Here is an 18,193-nt window from a genome sequence, read left to right as displayed (position 1 = left end):
CGCTACCACCACACCGACATCGAGATCGACAAACTCGCCGAGGCCACCCCCACTCAACGCCGTGCTTTCGACCTCATTGAGGCCACCATCCCCCTGACCATCGCCGCGTAGCCACAAACACAAACCAGCAAACCAGCAAACCCCCAGTTCAGGGCGGAAAACCCTTACCCAGGCAGCCGTAACTTCCGACTAATGCATGTCGGCCAGCGCCCGGCCCATTCGCGATACGGCTTCGGTCAGAATGGCTTGGCTGGTCGCGAAATTGATGCGCACGTGCCCGTCCCCGCCCGTTCCGAAGACGTGGCCGGAACTCAGCGCCACACGGGCGTGCTCCCGGAACCACCTGGCCGGACCCGACAGGTCCGACACCACCGCAAGGCCGTCGGCGGTCCGCTCGGCGAAACCGAGCGCGCGACAGTCCAGCCAGGCCAGGTAAGTGCCTTGCGGCCAAGGGTATTTCACCCCGGGAAGGTGTTGCTCGACCAGATCACCCAATAACGTTCGGTTGGTATCCAGGCCCTGCAGCACGGCGTCGAGCCAATCGCCGCCGCTGCGAAATGCTTCGGTGTGCGAGATGACACCGAGGTGGCTTGGCCCGTGACTGACTTCCTCGGGCATGCGGCGAAGATCGGTGGCTGCTTCGGCACCGGCGATGGCCACAGCGGCTTTGATCCCGCTGAGATTCCATGCTTTTGAGGCGGACATCAAGCTGAATGCGTTCTCGGCACCGGGCACGCTCAGGTACGGCGTGAATCGCGCCCCGCTCATGACGAGCGGAGCATGAATCTCGTCGGACACCACCCGGACGCCGAATCGGCGTGCGAGTTGGGCGATCTCGCTCAGTTCGTCGACGGTGTGCACGGCGCCGGTCGGGTTGTGAGGATTGCACAACAGGTAGGCGACGTTCCCGCCGACGCCACCGGCGCGCACAAACGCCCGCTCCAACGTGTCCACATCGATCCGGCCGTCAACACCCAGCGGTGCTTCGATCACCCGTCGGCCGTCATGGGACACGAACGCGTAGAACGGTGCGTAGACCGGCGAATTGACGATGACCGTGTCACCGCGCTCGGTGACCAACCGTAGTAGCTCGACAACTCCGAGCATGACGTCGGGCACGATCGCGGTGCGGCCGACCTCCAGATCGTGCCAATCCCAACGGTGCGAGGCGAATTCGGCCACCGCTTCGGCATAGGCGGTGCCGTGGGGATATCCGGTGTCCCCGCGGTCGACGGCGCTGTGGATGGCGGTGGCCACCGTCGGCGCAAGATTGACATCCATCTCCGCGACCCACAGCGGCAGGACGTCGGCCGGGTAAGCACGCCATTTCATGCTGGTGCGGCTCTGCAATTGCTCGAGCGATAGCTCCTCGAGTGGATTCGTCACTGTTGCAGATTACGGCCCTCGGATGCCGAGTCACCGAGCGGCAAAGGCGTGCGTGGAAATGGTCAACGGCAAATCCACCGAACTGAGCGGGGCCGGTTCCGCGGCGATGACATAGGGACGGCGTTCACCACGCGCATTGCCGTGGCGACCATCGCGCCGGCCCCCGAGGTCATTCCCGCGATTCCGGCTCGACGCGGGTCCCGCAGCGTTGCCGCCATGGTGCAGTCGATGTCGGGGTCCCGGTGATCACGGTGCGATACGACAGGTCACCCACACCGGTTGGCCAGTGGGGCGCGACGTCGTGCGCGAGCCGGGTGACGTGTTCGATGACGATGACTTCGCGGTCCTCGGCCACGCCGATCGCCTGCATGCGTATTGCCCCACACGTTCCTGCTGCGACAGTACCCATCGCCACGTCCAGCGTCCGGCTTGTGATGGCGCGATCGAATCTCTCTCGGATTTCCCGCAATTGAAGTCCGAGCGCGTCGGCGATCAATCGGATCTGCCCCTGCCATTCGCCGGCTATCGCGCCGGGAATGGCGACCCAGGGTTGGTAGTCGAGCGACTAGCCCAGCCAACCCACGTCGAGTGCCTGACGTGCAGTTCGGATACCAGGTTGGCCATCGTTGGCCCTTCGTCGCGCAGACGAACAATACCGAATATTTGATCCGCAAGTTAACAGTGCCCGGTCGATCGGTCAAGCTCCAACAGCTGAATGCCACGCTTCGCCCTCCGAGTAGGTGAACAAAGGTTAGGTTATGCCGTGTAGGTGTGACGGCCGAAACCACCTCGCGCTCGTCTGCGAGCGTCGCCTCGGCACTGCTGACCCGTCCCGACGAACTCGCCGCCGTGTCAGCCATGGCGCCTAAGACCCCTAGTCGCTCCGGTCCACCAAAACCGCGCCATCGGGACGGTTCCCCAGCGTCTGCAGCCCGATGTCCTCCCCGCCGGCGGTGACGCGCACGATCTCGGCCAACTCCGCGGGCGCGTCACATTGCAGATAGTGATCGGCGCCGGGCACCACCCAGTAGCGGCTGCGCCCGGGCTGGTTTTTCAGATACGCCTGCCAGACATGGTTGGCGACGCGCAGCGGCGCCACACTGTCGTGCAGTCCCCAGACCAGCGTGGTGTTGAGGGACATGGTGGAAAGCTCTTCGAGCCAACGGGTTTCGTCGGCAGCCCGCTCATGCAGATACTGAATGGTGTCGGGCAGCACCGAGATCCCGTCGTTGTGGGCAAAGCACTTCGCCAGCGCGGCGATCTCCGGGTCGTCCAGCGTCCGGCGCGGGATGAAGGTGCTGGCTCCCAGCCCGGCCGCCAGCAGCTCGGGCGTCGTCGCCGCGGCGGTGGTCCGCCCGGTCGCGGCGTCGAGCAGCGCCGTCTGGAACGCGGTGAGGTTCGACAGCGGTAGGTAGATGTTGGCGTTGGTGATGATCACGTCGAGCGGCAGCGCGGCTGGGTCTTCGCCGGCCAGCATGCCCAGCGCGATCATGCCCACGCTGCTGCCGCGGTCGTGGGTGAGCATCCGGAACTCGGTCAGCTGCCACACCCGCGTGATGGCGTGAACGAGCAGCCGGGCGTCGTCGTACAACGAGTAGACGTAGGGCGCCGACGGTTTGTCGGACAGGCCGTAGCCCGGGAAGTCGAGCACGAAGATGTCGAACTCCGAGCCCAGCTCACCCGCCAACCCGAAGTAGTCGACGCTGGACGTCGGGAAGCCGTGGACCAGCACCAGCGCCGGCGCCCCAGGCGTGCCGCAGCGGCGGCTGAACACCGACACTTCGGCTCCGTCGTTGGCTGCGGTGGTCGACCGCCAACGCAATTGCGTTCCGCCGCTGTGCCATTCGGTGAAGATGTCCAAGATGAGGTCCTTTCGGCGGTCTTGACCGGTCTTAGGCCGGTCTTATGCAAAAGTCGCAATCGCCAGCAATAGCGGCAGCTGGTTGGAGCGACGTTCGGGTGCCTGCAGTCGCTCTGGCCCGAAGAACGAGCCGCTGAGGTAGTTGTCGGCGTTCCACACCGAGGTGGTGCTCACCTGGCCTTGGTAACTGAAGTTGTCCAGCACATAGGGCACGGCGTCGGCTTCCAGCAGCGACGGACCGCTCATCAGCTGGAAGTGCAGGTGCGGGGCGTTGGAGTTGCCGGTGTTGCCCAGTTTGCCGATCTGTTGGCCCTTCTTGACCTTGTCACCGGGTTTGACCAGCAGCGAGCCCTTGATGAGGTGCGCGTAGAGCGCGTACACGCCGTCACCGAGGTCCATCACGACGTGGTTGCCGTCGATGGTGTTGATTGTCATCTTGGCGGCCAGGGCAGGATCGGAGGCCGGCAGGATGCCCGGTACGTTGGCCTCGACAGTGTCGAGTGTGGAGGCCACGGTGCCGTCGGCCACCGCGTAGACGGGAACTCCGTAAGAGACGTAACTCTCGTTGCGGGTTTGGTCTCCAGTGTAGAAATTGCCCTGGTCGTCCATGTGCATCCAGTCGATCGCAAAACGCTGGCTGTTGTTCAGCTTCATGTTGACCGGCATAATGGCGTCGCGGTGCGCCCAGCCCGGATCACAGCACCCGTTCAAGGCGACCCAATTGTTGCCCCGCAGTGGCGGGCTGATCACCCGCGGCGTGCCGGCCGAGATATCGAACGGAGCACCCAGGGTGTCCAGCGGGCCGGGTTCGTTACTCACCGCCGGGTTGGTCACCCCGGTGCCATGCAGACGCAGCATGACCGCCTTCGGGAATTGCGTCAACGTGTCAAGCGTGAAGTCCAGCAACAGCGTCCGCGATGTCTGGGGTGCGATGCTGAAGTCGGGGGAGGGCTGTTGGGTGAGCTGCCGTAATCGGTTGCAGTTTCCATAGTTACAGGCAGGGTCGACCAACTGCGGGCCGGCGAACGTGGCGAGCACCTTGTTGGGATCCTGCGCATCGACCACGTCGACGGCAGTGAGGCTGGCCGGCCCCCCGGTGGCGTTGGTGATCTGCACGTCGAAGGCCAAGTGATACTTGCCGTCACTGCCGGGGAAGGGAAATGTCGGGCGGCTGATCGGCGCAACGGTCAGCGGGGTGAAGGCGTCGGGCACCGTCACGCCCGCAAGCGGGCTGGTTCTGGCCGGGGTAGTCGACGAGCCTGCGGCGCCGGTTTGGTTACTCGACGAGCACGCGGCGACGAACAGGATCAACCAGAAGGTGGCCAACGGTTTCCAGAGTGGACGGCGTGCGGGGAAAGGTGCCATCGGATGCGCCTCCTTGGTCGGGGCCGGGTCCCGTGAGCTTAGTCTTCGGCTCTGCTATTCCTGCTGAAGACATGCACGCCGGGGCTTACCCTGCTGGGCATGATCACTTCCCGGGTAATCGGTGTTGGCGAATATCAGATCAGCTCCGAGGAAGCCGGCGTCATCAATGCGCGGTATGTCTCATCTGGTTCGGTTCGGTCGAACGGCGGGATCGGTTCGGGACGGGCCAGGGGCGATACGTCCAATGGCTTCCCCGGCGATTACCGTGGGCAATACTTTTACGCCGCAGGCGAATTGACCGGGGATCTCGACTTGCGGATCCAGCGGTCCGGAGCGTCCTTTCGGTTGACCTGGCGGCACCGCTCGCAGAATGTCAGCCTGCCGGCGGCGGTCGGCGAAGTGGTCTACGAAGGCATCGGTTTTCCGAACGGAGAGCGACCCATGGCCATTGCCTATTGGATGGCGGAAAGAGTGTCAGCGGCAATTGAAGGCCGGCCGCTGCTCTGAAACGAATCCACCCGGGAGGCACGTTGAGACACAGGTTGTTGTTACTCGCCGTCACTGTGGCGCTGGCCGTAACGGCCTGCGGCGGAACATCTCACCCGCGCCTGTGGGGAGCGTTCACCGAACGCGGCTTGGCCAACGTCCCGATGAAGCCCGGCGTCAATGTTCGTGTCTTCAACGACGTGAACTTGGACGCGCACGGCTACATCAAGTATGACAAGTCGAACGGATACCTGACACTTCAGCCGGGCACGTATCGCATCGATGGCTGGTCGCTGACCTCGTTCGGTTTCAAGCTGACGCCGGAGCAGCAGGCGGCTGTCTATTCGGCTCCGGGCTATGCGTTCTTCTGGAATGTCGACCAGAAGAAGATGGAGATCCTGGGTTCGCTTCAAGATCCCCGTTATTCGCAACAGAGCATCATCAACGGCGTGCTCACGATACGCAAGACGACGAATTACTTCGTCGGCCATCAGAACGGCGACAAGGTCGACGGGATAAGCCTGCAGCTCTACGATCCGAACATCAAAATGCCCGATGGACAGATCTCGACCAACCACGCGTTCGCGCAGCTGGTCGTCGAGCGGTTGTAACGCCGCCGGCCCGTTCGCTCACCCGGCGGCAGCGAGATCGACGCCAGCGCGGAAAACTTCGAGTGGACATCGCGCTGCCGTTGATCTCGGCGAAAGCCAGGCCGAACGGCCAGACTTTGCGCCGCGGAATAACGACACGAAATCGTTGGCGAAAAACATCGATGACGAATGTCCACCGTTACGCCGTGTCGCGCCAAAATCTAAGCCACACCACCCATGAGACAGCGTGTCCTGGCAGCCGCGACAACAACAACGGCCAGGCCTTTCCCTGTATCCCCAACGGCGGCGCCGTCTTTGGTTGCCAGCCCTGCTCGGCGCCGGACCGCTCACTTCTCTACACCGGTAACTTTCTGCACGCGCTGTTGCCGTTCCTGGCCCACGGCTTGCTGAGCAACCTGAAGGTACCGGTGCAGAACCCGGCCTTCGACGCGGTGGACCAGTAGACCGCCGCGGCGCAAGCGGTCGTCAATGCGCGTGGCATACCGTTTCTGGGCATCCGCGGCATGTCCGACGGCCCCGGTGACCCGCTGAATCTGCCCGGCTTTCCGTTCCAGTTCCTTCTCTACAAGCAGATCGCGGCCGAGAACGCCGCACTGGTTGCCCAGGCGTTTCTGCAGAACTGGGCCGCCGCGTAGCGCGCCCGGCTATTCGACGCCGCGAGCGACCGGGCGGGACGGATCCGAACTCCACTCGGACCACGATCCGGGATACAGCGCCGCCTCACGACCCACCGCGGCCAGCGCGGCGACGATGACGGCAGCGGTGATACCCGATCCGCAGTAGGCGCCCACCGGGCCGTCGCGATCGATGCCGCGGCCGGACAACAGCCGGGTAAGCGTGTCCTCGTCGAGAAACGTTCCGTCGCAAGCCAGTACGGCAGCACTGGGAAGATTTATCGCACCGGGAATGTGACCGGCAACCGGGTCGACCGGCTCCACATCGCCGCGAAAGCGCTCTGGCGCCCGTGCGTCCAGCAGCGGCACCGCGCCTGACCCGGATTGCTGCGCAGTCAAGGTAGGCCGGTGCCCGGCAGCCAGATCATCATGGCGCACAAGCAGATTCCCGGCGGGTGGCGCCACCGGTCCGGTCTCCAACGGTTCTTCAGCCGACCGCCACGCGGCCAGGCCGCCGTCGAGGATGCGGACGTTGTCGACCCCGGCCGCGGTGAGCACCCACCACGCTCGCGCCGAACCGGCCCGGTTCCAGTCGTCGTACGCCACGACCAGACTGTTCTGCTGAGTTCCCCAGCGGCGCGCGGCCGCCTGAAGACTGCGCCCCGAGGGTAGCGGGTGACGGCCGCGGCCGACGACGGTGTGGTCGCTGAGTTCGTCTTCCAGCGAGACGTAGACCGCCCCGGGTAGATGGCCCCGCAGATAGGCCGAATGCCCGTCCGGTTCGTCGAGTCGCCACCGCACGTCGAGTAAGGTGACCGGCTCGGCGGACCGTATCCGGCTGGTCAGCTCGGCGACAGTGATCAGCACCTGGTCTCTAGCGTTCACCCGGTTCACCTCGTTGTCCGCGGAAGGGGTGCCGTCGAAGGCGACAACGAGCCTAGTGCCCGGCCGGACGGTTCAGGCCGCGGTATCGGCACGGCGAAGTCCGGTCAAGCACACTGGGTTGGGTGGGCAGGCCGCGACGACACGACACCGAAGCGATGCTCGACGCCGCACGCTCCATCGCGTTGGAGCGCGGGGCACGCACCGTCACTGTCGATGCGATCGCCGCGCTGAGCGGCGCTTCGGTGGGTTCGCTCTACAACCGCTTCGGCTCCCGCGACAAGATTCTGACCGCTGCATGGCAACGGGCACTCGAGCGCTTCCAGGAACCGTTCCTGGACCAGTTGCGCCGAGACGATCTCAATGACGCCGCGCTTGGTGCCGCGCGGTGGATCATGGAGTTTGCCCGCACCCAGCCCGAAGATGCGCGACTGCTCGCCGCGTTTCGCCCCGCAGATGTGCTTACCGATCCCAATGCCCCGGCGGCATGGCGTCTTGCCGGCGGCAACGCCGCCATTCGCGATGCCCTGCGCAGACTTGCCGAGCGCACCGGCGGGGGCGAACGGGCCGCGAACTGCTGTCACTGGCCGTCATCGATATCGCCGGCGGCGCAATTCGCCGACGCTTGCTCAATGGAGCACCGATTTCTGCGGACTTCGAAGCCGACGTCCTGGCCGCTGTCGTCGCCGTACTTGACCGCATTGCGCTCAGCTGAACACGGCCGGTTTGCTGGATTGGTCCGGGCGCACCAGCCGATACCTTGGTGACATTGGCGAAAGTAGGTGAACCAGATCGGTGGCGCGGCGGTTTCGCAATAACGTGACGATGTGGCTTGCGGCAGCTGTCGCGGCAGCGGTCGCGACGGCGGGCCCGGCCGCAGCGGTGCCCAACACGCAGTGCGCGCTTGCCGCACCGGTCCAGGAGGTGTCCAGTGTGTCGCGGCTGCCGCCGGAGCTGCTCAAACTCCTGCCACCGATCGCGGACGTCGGTGCGCCCTTCAACAACACGGACGCGGTCACCGATCCGTCATTGCCGTTTCGGCGACTGATTCGTGCCGGCAATCGTGGCACCGACTGGTTTGCCTGGTACGAACACGGCGGCCTCACCTACTTCTGGCAGGCGGTGGTCGTGCGCGTCGTATCCGGCTCCGCGACAACGACATTGGCGAACGCCGGAACTATTTCCGACACCTTGTGCAGCGTCACCGACGGAGTGTTCGCCGGCACCGTTCCGCCCTATCCACAAGGCACCTGGGCCGAGGCTGCCTACTAACGCGTGTCGATGTCGACGCAATGTGGCGCGGCAGGGCGTTCACACCGTGACGGGGGTGCCGCGGCGCCACCTGGGAACGCAGGAATCGCCCCCGTCGGCCCCGGTGCCCCGCTAATATCCGGCGTGGCCGCGCCATGCGGCAAATTCCGACAGAGAGGGACACCTCATGGGACTCGTCATCGGCGTCCTCGTGGCAATCGTGGCAGTCGTCATTGTGCTGCTGGTCATGGTGATCGCCGGCTACAACGGTCTTGTTCGGGCCCGCAACGCCTACAAGAATGCGTTCGCGCAGATCGACGTCCAGATGCGCCGCCGCTTCGACCTCATCCCCAACCTGGTCGAGACGGCCAGGGCGTACATGGCCCACGAGCGCCAAACGCTGGAGGCCGTGGTGAATGCCCGCAACATGGCAATGGCGGGCCTATCCGCCGCGCAGGCGAACCCGGGGGATCCCGCTGCGATGCAACAACTCTCAGCCGGGCAGCAGCGGCTGGACGGCGCGTTGGGCCGGCTTATCGCGGTTGCCGAGAGCTACCCCGACCTCAAGGCCAACCAGACCATGATGCAACTTTCGGAGGAGTTGACCTCGACCGAGAACAAGGTTGCGTTCTCCCGGCAGGCCTACAACGACGCGGTCATGAGCTACAACAACCGCCGCGAAACGTTCCCGGGCAACATCTACGCGGGCATGTTCGGCTTCACCGCGGCTGCGCTGCTCGAGCTTCCGCCGGATCGCCCGGAGATGCGGGAAGCGCCGCGGGTCCAGTTCTGACGCATCGATCGGCGTGAACTTCTTCGACCACCAGCGCGCGGCCCGGAGTAGCACGCTCAAACTGGTGTTCCTGTTCATCGTCGCCGTGGTGGCGATGGTCGCCTTCATCGATGCCGCCGCCGCGGTCGCGATGACGTATCGCAGGGCCGATTCCTCGGCGGTCCTCGGCGTCGTCGTCGCGGTCACGGCGGTGACGTTGGTGATCATCGCCGGCGGCATAATTACCAAGACGGTCGCGCTGCGCCAGGGTGGGGCGGCCGTTGCCGCGTCGGTCGGGGCCGTCCAAATCGACCCGACGAGCTCCGACCCGCAGTTGCGCCGACTCGTCAACGTCGTCGAGGAAATGTCACTGGCATCCGGGGTGCCGGCTCCGCGCCTGTTCGTCCTGGCGGAGGAGCCCGGCATCAACGCGTTCGCTGCCGGTTTCACCCCGGCCGACGCGGCGATCACAGTCACCAGCGGTGCGCTGTCCCAGCTCAATCGCGACGAGCTGCAAGGTGTGATCGCCCACGAGTTCAGCCACATCCTCAACGGCGACATGCGGTTGAACATCAGGCTGATTGGACTGTTGAACGGGATCCTGCTGATCGGCCTGACTGGTTTGCGGGTCCTGCAGTTTGGCGGCGGCCGCGGCGGCGGTTCCAAGAACGGCGCGCCGATCTGGATGATCGCGCTAGCGATGATGGTGCTCGGCTTCGTCGGGGTGTTCTTCGCCAACATCATCAAGGCGGCGGTGTCACGCCAGCGCGAATGGCTGGCCGACGCGTCCGCGGTGCAATTCACCCGTCAGACCGACGGACTCGTCGGGGCGCTGAAGAAGATCGCGGGCATCGCGTCCGGATCGGCGCTGCGCGACACCCGCAGTGCGACCGAAGTCAGCCACATGTTGTTCGGCGAGGGCCGGCGGTCGTTCCGCTCGTGGTACGCGACGCATCCGCCGCTGGTGGACCGGATCAAGGCGCTCGACCCCAGCTTCGACCCGCGTGAGGTGGCCGCGCTGAAACAGCGCTACGGACAACGATCACCCGACGGGCTCGCCGAGGACTCGATGGCCGGATTCGGCCCGACCGGCGCTGCCTCCGCCGTCGGCGCGGCCGTTCAGACCGCCGCGACGGTGGCAGGGCCGCTCGGGGCGGGTCGCCGTGGTATCAGTCCCGAGCATGTGGCCGATCGCGCCGGCACGCTCACCCAGGCCGACCTGCTGCTCGGCGCGGCGCTGCACGCCACGATTCCACCGGACGCTCGTCGGCTGGCCACCCAGCCGAGCACCGCCCCGGCCGCGATCATCGCGTTGCTCCTGGCGCGTCCCGGCGATCCGCTGCATGCTCGCCAGCTCGCCTCGGTAGCGCAGCGGCTAGGGCACCCGGAGGCGCAGGCAGCCGCCGCGCTGGTGGACACGATGGCGGCGTTGCCCGCCGAGCTACGGCTACCGTTGGTCGATCTGGCTATCCCGCAGCTCGCCGCCCATCCGCCCGCCTTCCGGGAAGCGCTATTGGGGGTGCTCAACGAACTCGCCGTCGCGGACGGCTCGGTGTCGATGTTCGAGTACTGCGTGACGCGGCTGGTCTGGAGCTACCTGCAGGACGCGGCCAATCCGCACCGCCGAAGCAAGGTCGGCGATGGCTCGCTCGACCAGGTGCGGCCGACGGTGACGACGCTGCTCGCGACGCTCGCGGTCGCCGGCGCCAGCGACCAGGAGTCGGCTCGGCGGGCCTACGACAGCGCGCTGCACCGGCTGTACCCCGATGCCGCTGCATCACCGCCGCGGCAAGTGACCTGGCAGCAGGCGCTCGACCAAGGCTGGGCCGGACTGGACAGCCTGGCGCCGAAGGCCAAGCAGGCACTCGTGGAAGCGATGGCCGTCGCGGTGACCGCCGACGGCACCCTGACGTCGGCAGAGGCCGAGATGCTGCGTGCGGCGTGTGCATTGATGCATGTGCCGTTGCCCGCATTGCTCACCTGACCGGTCAAGCTGATTCGTCTTGCGGGCCGTCCGGGTGGTCACCGCCAGGCTTCCCAGCCGACCATGGTCCGCATCGGCCCGGCGAACACCGGCCGTACCGCTGCGGAGCGCCAACGCTCTTCGACGGTCGGAGCCAGCGCGACGGTGGTGGCCAGCGGGTCGCCGTCGAGGTAGACGACGGTGATGTACTGCGGGCCCGGATGCCACCCGCGGGGAAGCGGGTTCCAGGCGCTCGTCGAACCGAAGGTCCAGGCGCCGGCCGTGCCGGGCACCGCCAACAGCGCCGGATAGTGTTCGCAATGCAGCCATTCCAGCCATCGGTCGGGGCGGCCGTCAGTGGGTTCCTCGATGATCAGCAGCACCCCCCGGTGCGGCCGAAACGGCACCACCTCGTGGGAAACGAGCGCGCGCGGCGCGGCTCGCCACTGCAACAGCCGCAGGCCCGCCACTTCCAACAGCGGTCGCATGACCGGCATCCGGCCGTTGTCCCGCAACGCCCGGCCCAGCGCCACGAAGTCGTCGAATGTCTGCCGAACGGGGTCACCGACGAGGTAGTGCACCGCATTGCCGATCTCGCCGAGTGGGCCGTGGCTCGCCAACCGGTGATCGGGGTAACCGCCGTCGGCGATCCAGCGCAGCCCGTGCACGATGCCCGGCAGTTGGTATTGCTCGGGCAGGTGATCGAGTAGATGCCAGCGCAGATAGCCGCCGTCGTCGGGCGGCGCCGCAGCGGTGAGGCTGAAAATGCCTGCCTTGACGCGGTTCACGAGGCTGCCACTTCGGCGAGCGCCTGCAGGTTCTCCAGGTAGTGCGTCAGGCAGCTGTGGATGAACGTGGCGCAGATGGTGGTGGCGCCGTGCGCGGCGGTCTCGGCGAGGACGTCGCGGGTCAGCTGGGGTTCGCCGATCGGGTCCAGCGGCGCCGCGGGCGTGAGCACCACTTCGAATCCCGGCCGGATTTCGAAGCGGCTCAGCCACTCTCGGGCTTGTCGCAGGCTCACGTTGAAGGGCGCCCAGCCGTCGGCCAGCGTCACGGATCGCCGCAGTGACCGCAGGGTGCGTCCGCCGACCCAGATGGGGACATGCGACTGGACCGCGCACGGGTCGACGACCATGCCGTCGAAGGAATAGAACTCGCCATGGTAGGCGGGCTCGGGCACCGACAGTGCCGAGCGCAGCGCTCGTAACGCGTCGTCGGCCCGTGCTCCGCGATCAGCGAACGGAGCGCCGATGAGGTGGAATTCCTCTTCGAGGCTGCCGACGCCCATACCGAGGATGAGCCTGCCGCCGCTGACGGTGTCCAAAGTGCCGTAGCGCTTGGCGATTTCGAGCGGATGGTGATAGCCGAGCACCAGCACGTGGGTGGCCAGCCGAATGCGCCGGGTGCGCGCGGCCAGGTAGCCCAAGGTGGCCAACGGATCCCAATAGCGGGTCCCGCGGCGCCGCTTCTCGGCTTTGGGCAAGGCTATGTGCTCGCTGCAGGTCAGGTGGTGGTAGCCGAGCCGGTCCGCGGCTTCGGCGATCTGTGCCAGGTCTTCGACGGAGGCGTGGTTTTCCCAGTCGGCGCTGACCCCGGGCAGCATGGTCACCACCGGCGTGGCAATCGATAGCTTTGCGGCGACGGCGCTCATCGCGCTAAATTCTAACAGTGCTCGAATTGTTTCGAACGTCGCTCGAATAGGTTGGTTCGATGACCTCCACGGAACGGCGGGCCTACGGCGAACTCGACCGCGCTCAGGTGGTGGCGTGCCTGCACAACCTGGCCCGGCGGGTGGGCGTGCAGCAGGTGACGATGCGTGAGCTCGCCGCCGAGCTCGGCGCCGCGGTCCCGTCGGTGTACTATCACGTCCCGGGCAAGCAAGCCGCCCTGGATCTGCTCGCCGAATCCGTTCTGGCCGATATCCCCGAACCCGAAGCCGGCCCCTGGCACACCCGGCTCACCGAGCTTTACTGTGCCGCACGCGAAGTGCTGCTCGACGTCCCCGGCATCGCCGGCGTCCTGCAAACCAGTGGCGGCGGGGAACGCGCCCGCCGCCTGGACAAACTGAGCCGCGCCCTTCTCGCCGAAGCCGGACTCGTCAAAAGTGGTTCTGCTGCGGCACATTCGGTACTGTACACCTATCTGCTCGGTTCGATCAGCCTGGAGGAGTCCCGCGGCAAGCGCCAGCCCGCATCGCGGTTCCGGGCCGGACTCGACGTCGTCATCGCCGGTATCAAGGCAAGCGCGGAGCACCGATGAGCATTCCGAAGCTGGGGTCGCTGATTGTCGAAAATCGCGACAGCGCTTCCGGTCAGGACGCCGCTGCCGTGCTGAACCCGGACACGTATCTCGCCGGTGCTCCGTTCGAGGCGTTGCGCCGGTTACGGGCCCACGCGCCAGTGCATCCGGTGCAACTGTCCGGACTGCCCAGAACGTGGTTGCTGACCCGTCACGCCGATGTGCGACTGGTCAGTCGCGACACCGAGACGTTCACCAGCAGCAAGGGCAACACTCTGGTGGCGGTCGAGGCGGCGCCGACCTCGGCGATGCTGCCGGGAATCGATCCGCCGCGACACATCCACTACCGCAAGTTGATCAACCAGGGCTTCACCGCCCGCAATGTGCTGCGTCTAGAACCGCGTATGCGCCAAGTCGCCCGCGACATCGTCGCCAACATCACCGATAAGGGCGAATTCGACGCCGTCACAGATGTTTCCGCGGAAATATCGCTGCAGGTGATCGCCGAGGTGCTGGGTGTGCCCGCCGCGGACCGGATGGACGTCTTCCGCTGGAGCAACGCGATCGGAAGCCTGGGCATCGAAGACCCCGACTACGCTCCCACACCCGAGGCGCTCGGGCAGGCGGCCGCCGAAATGTTCGCCTACTGCGGCGAATTGGTCGAACACCGGCAAAAGCACGGCCTCACCGACGACATCCTGTCGGCTCTGCTCGCCGCCGAGGTCGACGGCGACCGGCTCAACCGCGACCAGCTCAACGAATTCTTCTTGCTGCTGGCGATTGCCGGCAACGAGACCACCCGCAACACGCTCAGCCACGGCATTCTGGCGCTGTCCGAGCACCCCGACCAACAGGCGCTGCTGGCCCGCGATCGCGACGCGGCCAAGCCCGCCGTCGAGGAACTGCTGCGCTGGGCCACCCCGGTGATGCACTTCCGCCGTACCGCCACTCGCGACGTCGAGATCCGCGGCCAGCACATCCGGGCCGCCGATTGGGTGCTGATGCACTACCTGTCGGCCAACCGCGACGAGGACGTGTTCGAGCGGGCCGCCGAGTTCGACATCACCCGCGGGCGGTCCGGTCCGGGGCCCGACCATGTCGCGTTCGGCGGCGGGGGAGTGCACTTCTGCCTGGGCGCTCAGCTGGCCCGTCTGGAACTGCGGGTCATGCTGGAAGAGTTGTACCCACGCGTGCCAGGCCTCGTCGTCACCGGGTCACCTGACCGGCTGCGGTCCTCGTTCTTCCACGGGATCAAACGGCTGCCGTGTGCGGTCGGTTGAGCAGCCGGCTGCTCGCCTCCGGCAGCAGTCGCCGGCCACCGGGGATCGATGTCAGTCGAGTTCGGCCGGGTCGAGCAGTTGCACTTCCTCGAGATCCATCTCCGCCTGCAACTCGCGCAGCACGATGTCATCGATCAGGTTCTTGTTGCGCAGCGAGGTGACGGCCTGCCGCTGATATTGCAGAACGCCGAGCCGCACCCGCCGGATCAGATCGCAGTGCGCCGCCAGATCGCTGGTCGCGGAGTCGGCGCCGTTGGCCCCGACGAGTTCGGCGCGTTCTTCATAATCGCGCTGCAGGCGTTTCACGATCTCGGTGCCGGCCCCGAGCGCGTCGGCGACCGCCGGCAAGGCTTCCAGGGCGGCCTCGGCGCTGGTCGTTCGGGCCAACTGCAATTCGTCGGCACGAGTGACGTCGTCCGGCATTCGGGCCCAGCGGACCACCGCGGGCAGTGAGCTGCCCTGGACCAGCACCGTCACCAGAATGACTATCGACACGACAAAGATGATCAGGTTGCGGTCGGGGAACGGTGCGCCGCTTCGCGTGGTCATCGGGACCGCGAGCGCTGCCGCAAGCGAGACCGCGCCGCGGAATCCGGCCCAGCTGGTCACACAGCGCTGGCGAAAGCCGACGTAGCGGTGGGGTTTGCGCAAGGATCTGTCCACCGCGCGTCCCAGCAGGGTGGTCACCTCGACCCACACGATTCGGGTTGCGACGACCACCCCCGCGACGACCAATGCCAGGACGGTTGCGCGACGCAGTCCGCCGCCGATGTCGGAGATGTGCTCGATCGCGCCGGGGATCTGGACCCCGACGAAGACCCACAACGACCCGTTGATGAGGAAAGTCGAGATGTCCCAGAATGCGAACGACTGCAGGCGGGAACGCGCCCGAATCACCCGCGGGCCGGTGTAGGCGAGTACCAGCGCTGACACCATGACCGCGACGACGCCGCTGCAATGCAGCGATTGGGCGAGCAGGAACGCCGCGAACGGCGTCACCATGCTCAGTGCTCCTTCCTCGAGCGGTGCGTCAATCCTGCGGCGCAGCATCGTCACCAGCGCCCCGACCAACAGCCCCGCGCTGATGCCGCCCAGATAGGACATGACAAAACGGCCGACCAGGGCCGCCGGCCCGATCCCCGGCGCACCTTCGGCGACGGCCACGGTCACGGCGAATAAGACCAGCGCCGTTCCGTCGTTGATGAGGCTCTCACCCTTCAAGACGGTGAGCGTGCGCCGCGGCAATCGTTTGGCCAGGCCGGCCACCGCGGCCGCGTCGGTGGGCGAGAGCACCGCACCCAGCACCGCCGCAGCGTGTGACTCCATGCCGAATGCCCGTGCTGTCCATGACACGGCCACCGCGGTGGCAATCACCAGACCCACGCTGAACATGATGATGACGCGCAAGTTCCAGCGGATTTCGCGGAAGCTGGTGTTCAGGCTTTCCCAGTAAAGGATCGCCGGAAGGAATAGCAGCAGCACGATTTCGCCGTCGATCTCGACGCTTCCGAAACGGGGGATGAGACCCAGCAGCGCGCCCAGCAGGATGAGCAAGACCGGCGGTCCCACCCGGTAGCGGCGACCCAGAACGGTACCGGCAACCACGATGGCGACGAGCGTCACGATAACGACGAGGCCGAACACCAGCCCATCTTCGCCTACGGACTCATCGATTCCGCGACCACACGGCCTGAACTACGAGCAGTCGCAGCAGTCGCCGCAGTCGCAGCAGCAGTCTTCGTCGCAGCAGCAGTCACAGCAACATGCGTCGTTGCAGGTGTTCCAGCATCCCTGTTTGGGACTTTGCTCCGGATTGGGCGGTAGCTCACCCGGATCGCCCGGGTAGGGGCCGGCGGCCGTCGCCCGGTCGCCGAAGTTGATCCCATCCTGCTCGCCATGCGGTGTCCCGCCGCGCGCGGTGTAACCGGCTCGGTTGACGGTGCGCGATACCGCGCGGCGCACCTCGCGGGTAAGCAACCGCCGCGCCAGTCGTCCGTCGGTGAAGTCGACGTCGGCCAATGCCAGTTCGATGCCCAGCGCCGCGTCGTCGCACAGGGTGCGGGCCGCCGCGACGGATGTTCCCGTGGCCGCCAACGGGTTCCACTTTCCGTGAGCTGCGTCGTCGCGGAAATCCTCGACCGCGTCGAGGACATGCGCGATCCGCCCGAACAGCCGCCCGACCTCACGCAGCGGCTCCTGGTTGGCCGGTCGGCCGGCCAACACCGCGGTATGTGCGAAGGCCGCGGCGACCGCGGTCTCGGTGGGCTCGGTCACCAGCAGTAGCGAGCTGCCCGGGCCCGCCCGACCGACCATTGCCTCGAGCTCGGTCTGCCGGTCGATCGCGGCGACCAGCACGCCGGCGTCGAATCCGAGCGAGTGTCCGGCATCAGTGCCCTGGCGCACCCAGCGATCGGCGATGCGGCGCGCCGCCACCCGCACCGGCGCCGCACCGACCACGCCGTCACGGTCGTCGACGTGATCGCGCACCCGCGCAGCGGCCAACGCCAGCGACACCACGGCGGCCAGTCGCACGCACTCACCGGTCGCCACGTCCGCACGCCGCATCCCGCGCAACGGACACCGACCTGCGGTCCGTCGCGTTGGTCGCGCGTCGGACTGCGCCTCGACCAGCAGCGAGACCACCAAGCCGTCGTAGTTGGTGGCGATCCGCGCGGCCTGGCCGTAGTCGTCGCGAAGCGCCAGGCACAGTCCGCATAACTGCGCTCGCCATACTGCCGTGAGTTCGCCACCGAGCCGGTGACGGCACGGCCGGATGATGCCAAACACGCGTCGAAGCTACCGGACTATGGCCGGACTCGGGCCGGACTCGTGCCCGGAAACGCCGCGCCGCCGAGCGCCGGGAACACAAGAGCGAGAGTTCGCCGGGGCGCCGGCACCCGCCGGGCAAGCAAACGTCCTTGCCGGCCAACGCGATCCCGATCAGGCGACTATGCTGCAAACCCTGATTGAAGGGCGGTGTTGATGAAGATCAGGCTCATGGTGACCGTCGTCATGGTTGTCTTGTCGGTGGTGTTGGGTTGCATCGGCTGTGCCGGCAAGGCTCGGCCACCGGCGACCAAAACCATTGACGTGCCGATGGATGACGTGCTGAAGCAAAGCGCGATCAAACGCGATGTCACCATGTCGGTTGGTGACACGCTGCAGGTGACGCTGGGGTCGAATTACACCACCCCGTTCCGATGGGCCGAAAACATGAAGATCGGTGATGCCACGGTCCTGAAGCAGGTCGATCACCGGTATGTGCGGCCAGACACCGACATGATGGGCGCGCCCGGCACCGAGGTGTGGACGTTCACGGCGCTCAAGCCCGGCACCACCACCACCATCACCACCGACTACGCCAGCTTCGTGGGCGGCGACAACGCGCCGACGTGTACCTTCACCGGGAAAGTGACTGTGCAATAGCGTGTGCCGCACGAGCTGGGTGGACTCGTGCGATGTCGAGACCGACACCAGCGCGGAA

19 protein-coding genes and 1 pseudogene are annotated in these 18,193 nt (G+C 66.3%); 11 read left to right on the top strand and 9 right to left on the bottom strand.

All coding sequences use genetic code 11. The features are described 5' to 3' along the window. Positions 1-189: 189 nt before the first annotated feature. From EET03_RS17060 to EET03_RS17045, 4 genes and pseudogenes are all read right to left on the bottom strand, one after another. A complete protein-coding gene (locus EET03_RS17060; protein WP_075543980.1) occupies positions 190-1,332 on the bottom strand; it encodes a MalY/PatB family protein in 1,143 nt (380 codons plus the stop codon). 84 nt (positions 1,333-1,416) lie between these two features. Then, positions 1,417-1,948: pseudogene (locus EET03_RS32740) on the bottom strand (dihydrodipicolinate reductase); the annotation flags it as partial. 312 nt (positions 1,949-2,260) lie between these two features. Continuing rightward, the gene (locus EET03_RS17050) at positions 2,261-3,247 is read right to left on the bottom strand and encodes an alpha/beta fold hydrolase (RefSeq protein WP_099193613.1); all 987 of its coding nucleotides are present in this window, start codon (positions 3,245-3,247) and stop codon (positions 2,261-2,263) included. Positions 3,248-3,289: 42 nt separating this feature from the next. Then, positions 3,290-4,612, bottom strand: coding sequence for a M23 family metallopeptidase (locus tag EET03_RS17045; protein ID WP_075543975.1), 1,323 nt, complete (start codon positions 4,610-4,612; stop codon positions 3,290-3,292). A gap of 99 nt (positions 4,613-4,711) precedes the next feature. Between EET03_RS17045 and EET03_RS17040 the strand changes: the two genes are divergently transcribed. From EET03_RS17040 to EET03_RS32455, 4 genes are all read left to right on the top strand, one after another. Then, positions 4,712-5,119 (top strand): hypothetical protein, encoded by a 408-nt coding sequence (locus EET03_RS17040; RefSeq protein ID WP_244232409.1) that lies wholly within the window; start codon positions 4,712-4,714, stop codon positions 5,117-5,119. A gap of 56 nt (positions 5,120-5,175) precedes the next feature. After that, positions 5,176-5,709: a hypothetical protein gene (locus EET03_RS17035; protein ID WP_244232408.1), complete on the top strand. Its 534-nt coding sequence runs from the start codon at positions 5,176-5,178 to the stop codon at positions 5,707-5,709. Positions 5,710-5,771: 62 nt separating this feature from the next. Then, positions 5,772-6,152, top strand: coding sequence for a hypothetical protein (locus EET03_RS31650; RefSeq protein ID WP_244232407.1), 381 nt, complete (start codon positions 5,772-5,774; stop codon positions 6,150-6,152). Between the two features lie 60 nt (positions 6,153-6,212). Then, the gene (locus EET03_RS32455; RefSeq protein ID WP_279637708.1) at positions 6,213-6,344 is read left to right on the top strand and encodes a hypothetical protein; all 132 of its coding nucleotides are present in this window, start codon (positions 6,213-6,215) and stop codon (positions 6,342-6,344) included. 9 nt (positions 6,345-6,353) lie between these two features. Here EET03_RS32455 and EET03_RS17025 read toward each other — a convergent pair whose 3' ends face one another. Beyond that, positions 6,354-7,208, bottom strand: coding sequence for a sulfurtransferase (locus EET03_RS17025; RefSeq protein WP_075543979.1), 855 nt, complete (start codon positions 7,206-7,208; stop codon positions 6,354-6,356). Between the two features lie 122 nt (positions 7,209-7,330). On the opposite strand from EET03_RS17025, the gene EET03_RS17020 reads away from it, so the two are divergent. From EET03_RS17020 to EET03_RS17005, 4 genes are all read left to right on the top strand, one after another. Further along, entirely contained in the window at positions 7,331-7,972 is a 642-nt protein-coding gene (locus EET03_RS17020) for a TetR/AcrR family transcriptional regulator (RefSeq protein WP_075543972.1), read from the top strand. Positions 7,973-8,000: 28 nt separating this feature from the next. Further along, entirely contained in the window at positions 8,001-8,477 is a 477-nt protein-coding gene (locus EET03_RS17015) for a hypothetical protein (protein ID WP_244232406.1), read from the top strand. Between the two features lie 166 nt (positions 8,478-8,643). Further along, the gene (locus EET03_RS17010) at positions 8,644-9,249 is read left to right on the top strand and encodes a LemA family protein (protein WP_036402506.1); all 606 of its coding nucleotides are present in this window, start codon (positions 8,644-8,646) and stop codon (positions 9,247-9,249) included. A 13-nt stretch (positions 9,250-9,262) separates the two neighbouring features. Then, the gene (locus EET03_RS17005) at positions 9,263-11,212 is read left to right on the top strand and encodes a M48 family metallopeptidase (protein ID WP_075543971.1); all 1,950 of its coding nucleotides are present in this window, start codon (positions 9,263-9,265) and stop codon (positions 11,210-11,212) included. Between the two features lie 38 nt (positions 11,213-11,250). Here EET03_RS17005 and EET03_RS17000 read toward each other — a convergent pair whose 3' ends face one another. Beyond that, positions 11,251-11,979, bottom strand: a complete 729-nt coding sequence (locus tag EET03_RS17000; protein ID WP_075543970.1) for a hypothetical protein — start codon at positions 11,977-11,979, stop codon at positions 11,251-11,253. Then, positions 11,976-12,842: a TIGR03619 family F420-dependent LLM class oxidoreductase gene (locus tag EET03_RS16995; RefSeq protein WP_075543969.1), complete on the bottom strand. Its 867-nt coding sequence runs from the start codon at positions 12,840-12,842 to the stop codon at positions 11,976-11,978. Before EET03_RS16995 ends, EET03_RS17000 begins: the two co-directional genes overlap by 4 nt. Positions 12,843-12,901: 59 nt before the next feature. On the opposite strand from EET03_RS16995, the gene EET03_RS16990 reads away from it, so the two are divergent. Then, positions 12,902-13,450 carry a TetR/AcrR family transcriptional regulator gene (locus tag EET03_RS16990; RefSeq protein WP_075543968.1) on the top strand — a complete coding sequence of 183 codons (549 nt, stop codon included), beginning with the start codon at positions 12,902-12,904 and terminating at the stop codon, positions 13,448-13,450. After that, positions 13,447-14,709, top strand: a complete 1,263-nt coding sequence (locus EET03_RS16985; RefSeq protein WP_075543967.1) for a cytochrome P450 — start codon at positions 13,447-13,449, stop codon at positions 14,707-14,709. The genes EET03_RS16990 and EET03_RS16985 overlap by 4 nt, the downstream gene beginning before the upstream one ends. A 51-nt stretch (positions 14,710-14,760) precedes the next feature. Here the strand turns inward: EET03_RS16985 and EET03_RS16980 are convergent, their stop codons facing one another. Both EET03_RS16980 and EET03_RS16975 read right to left on the bottom strand, forming a co-directional pair. Further along, the gene (locus EET03_RS16980) at positions 14,761-16,353 is read right to left on the bottom strand and encodes a Na+/H+ antiporter (protein ID WP_075543966.1); all 1,593 of its coding nucleotides are present in this window, start codon (positions 16,351-16,353) and stop codon (positions 14,761-14,763) included. A 51-nt stretch (positions 16,354-16,404) separates the two neighbouring features. After that, positions 16,405-17,496 (bottom strand): DUF5685 family protein, encoded by a 1,092-nt coding sequence (locus EET03_RS16975; RefSeq protein ID WP_099193612.1) that lies wholly within the window; start codon positions 17,494-17,496, stop codon positions 16,405-16,407. Positions 17,497-17,691: 195 nt separating this feature from the next. Between EET03_RS16975 and EET03_RS16970 the strand changes: the two genes are divergently transcribed. Beyond that, positions 17,692-18,135 carry a protease inhibitor I42 family protein gene (locus tag EET03_RS16970; RefSeq protein WP_075543964.1) on the top strand — a complete coding sequence of 148 codons (444 nt, stop codon included), beginning with the start codon at positions 17,692-17,694 and terminating at the stop codon, positions 18,133-18,135. Positions 18,136-18,193: the final 58 nt, after the last annotated feature.

This window comes from Mycobacterium innocens (genome assembly GCF_900566055.1).
GTDB classification, from domain to species: Bacteria; Actinomycetota; Actinomycetes; order Mycobacteriales; family Mycobacteriaceae; genus Mycobacterium; species Mycobacterium innocens.
The sequence above is the reverse complement of the archived record's forward strand: the minus strand, read 5'-3'. Positions and strand labels throughout refer to the sequence as shown.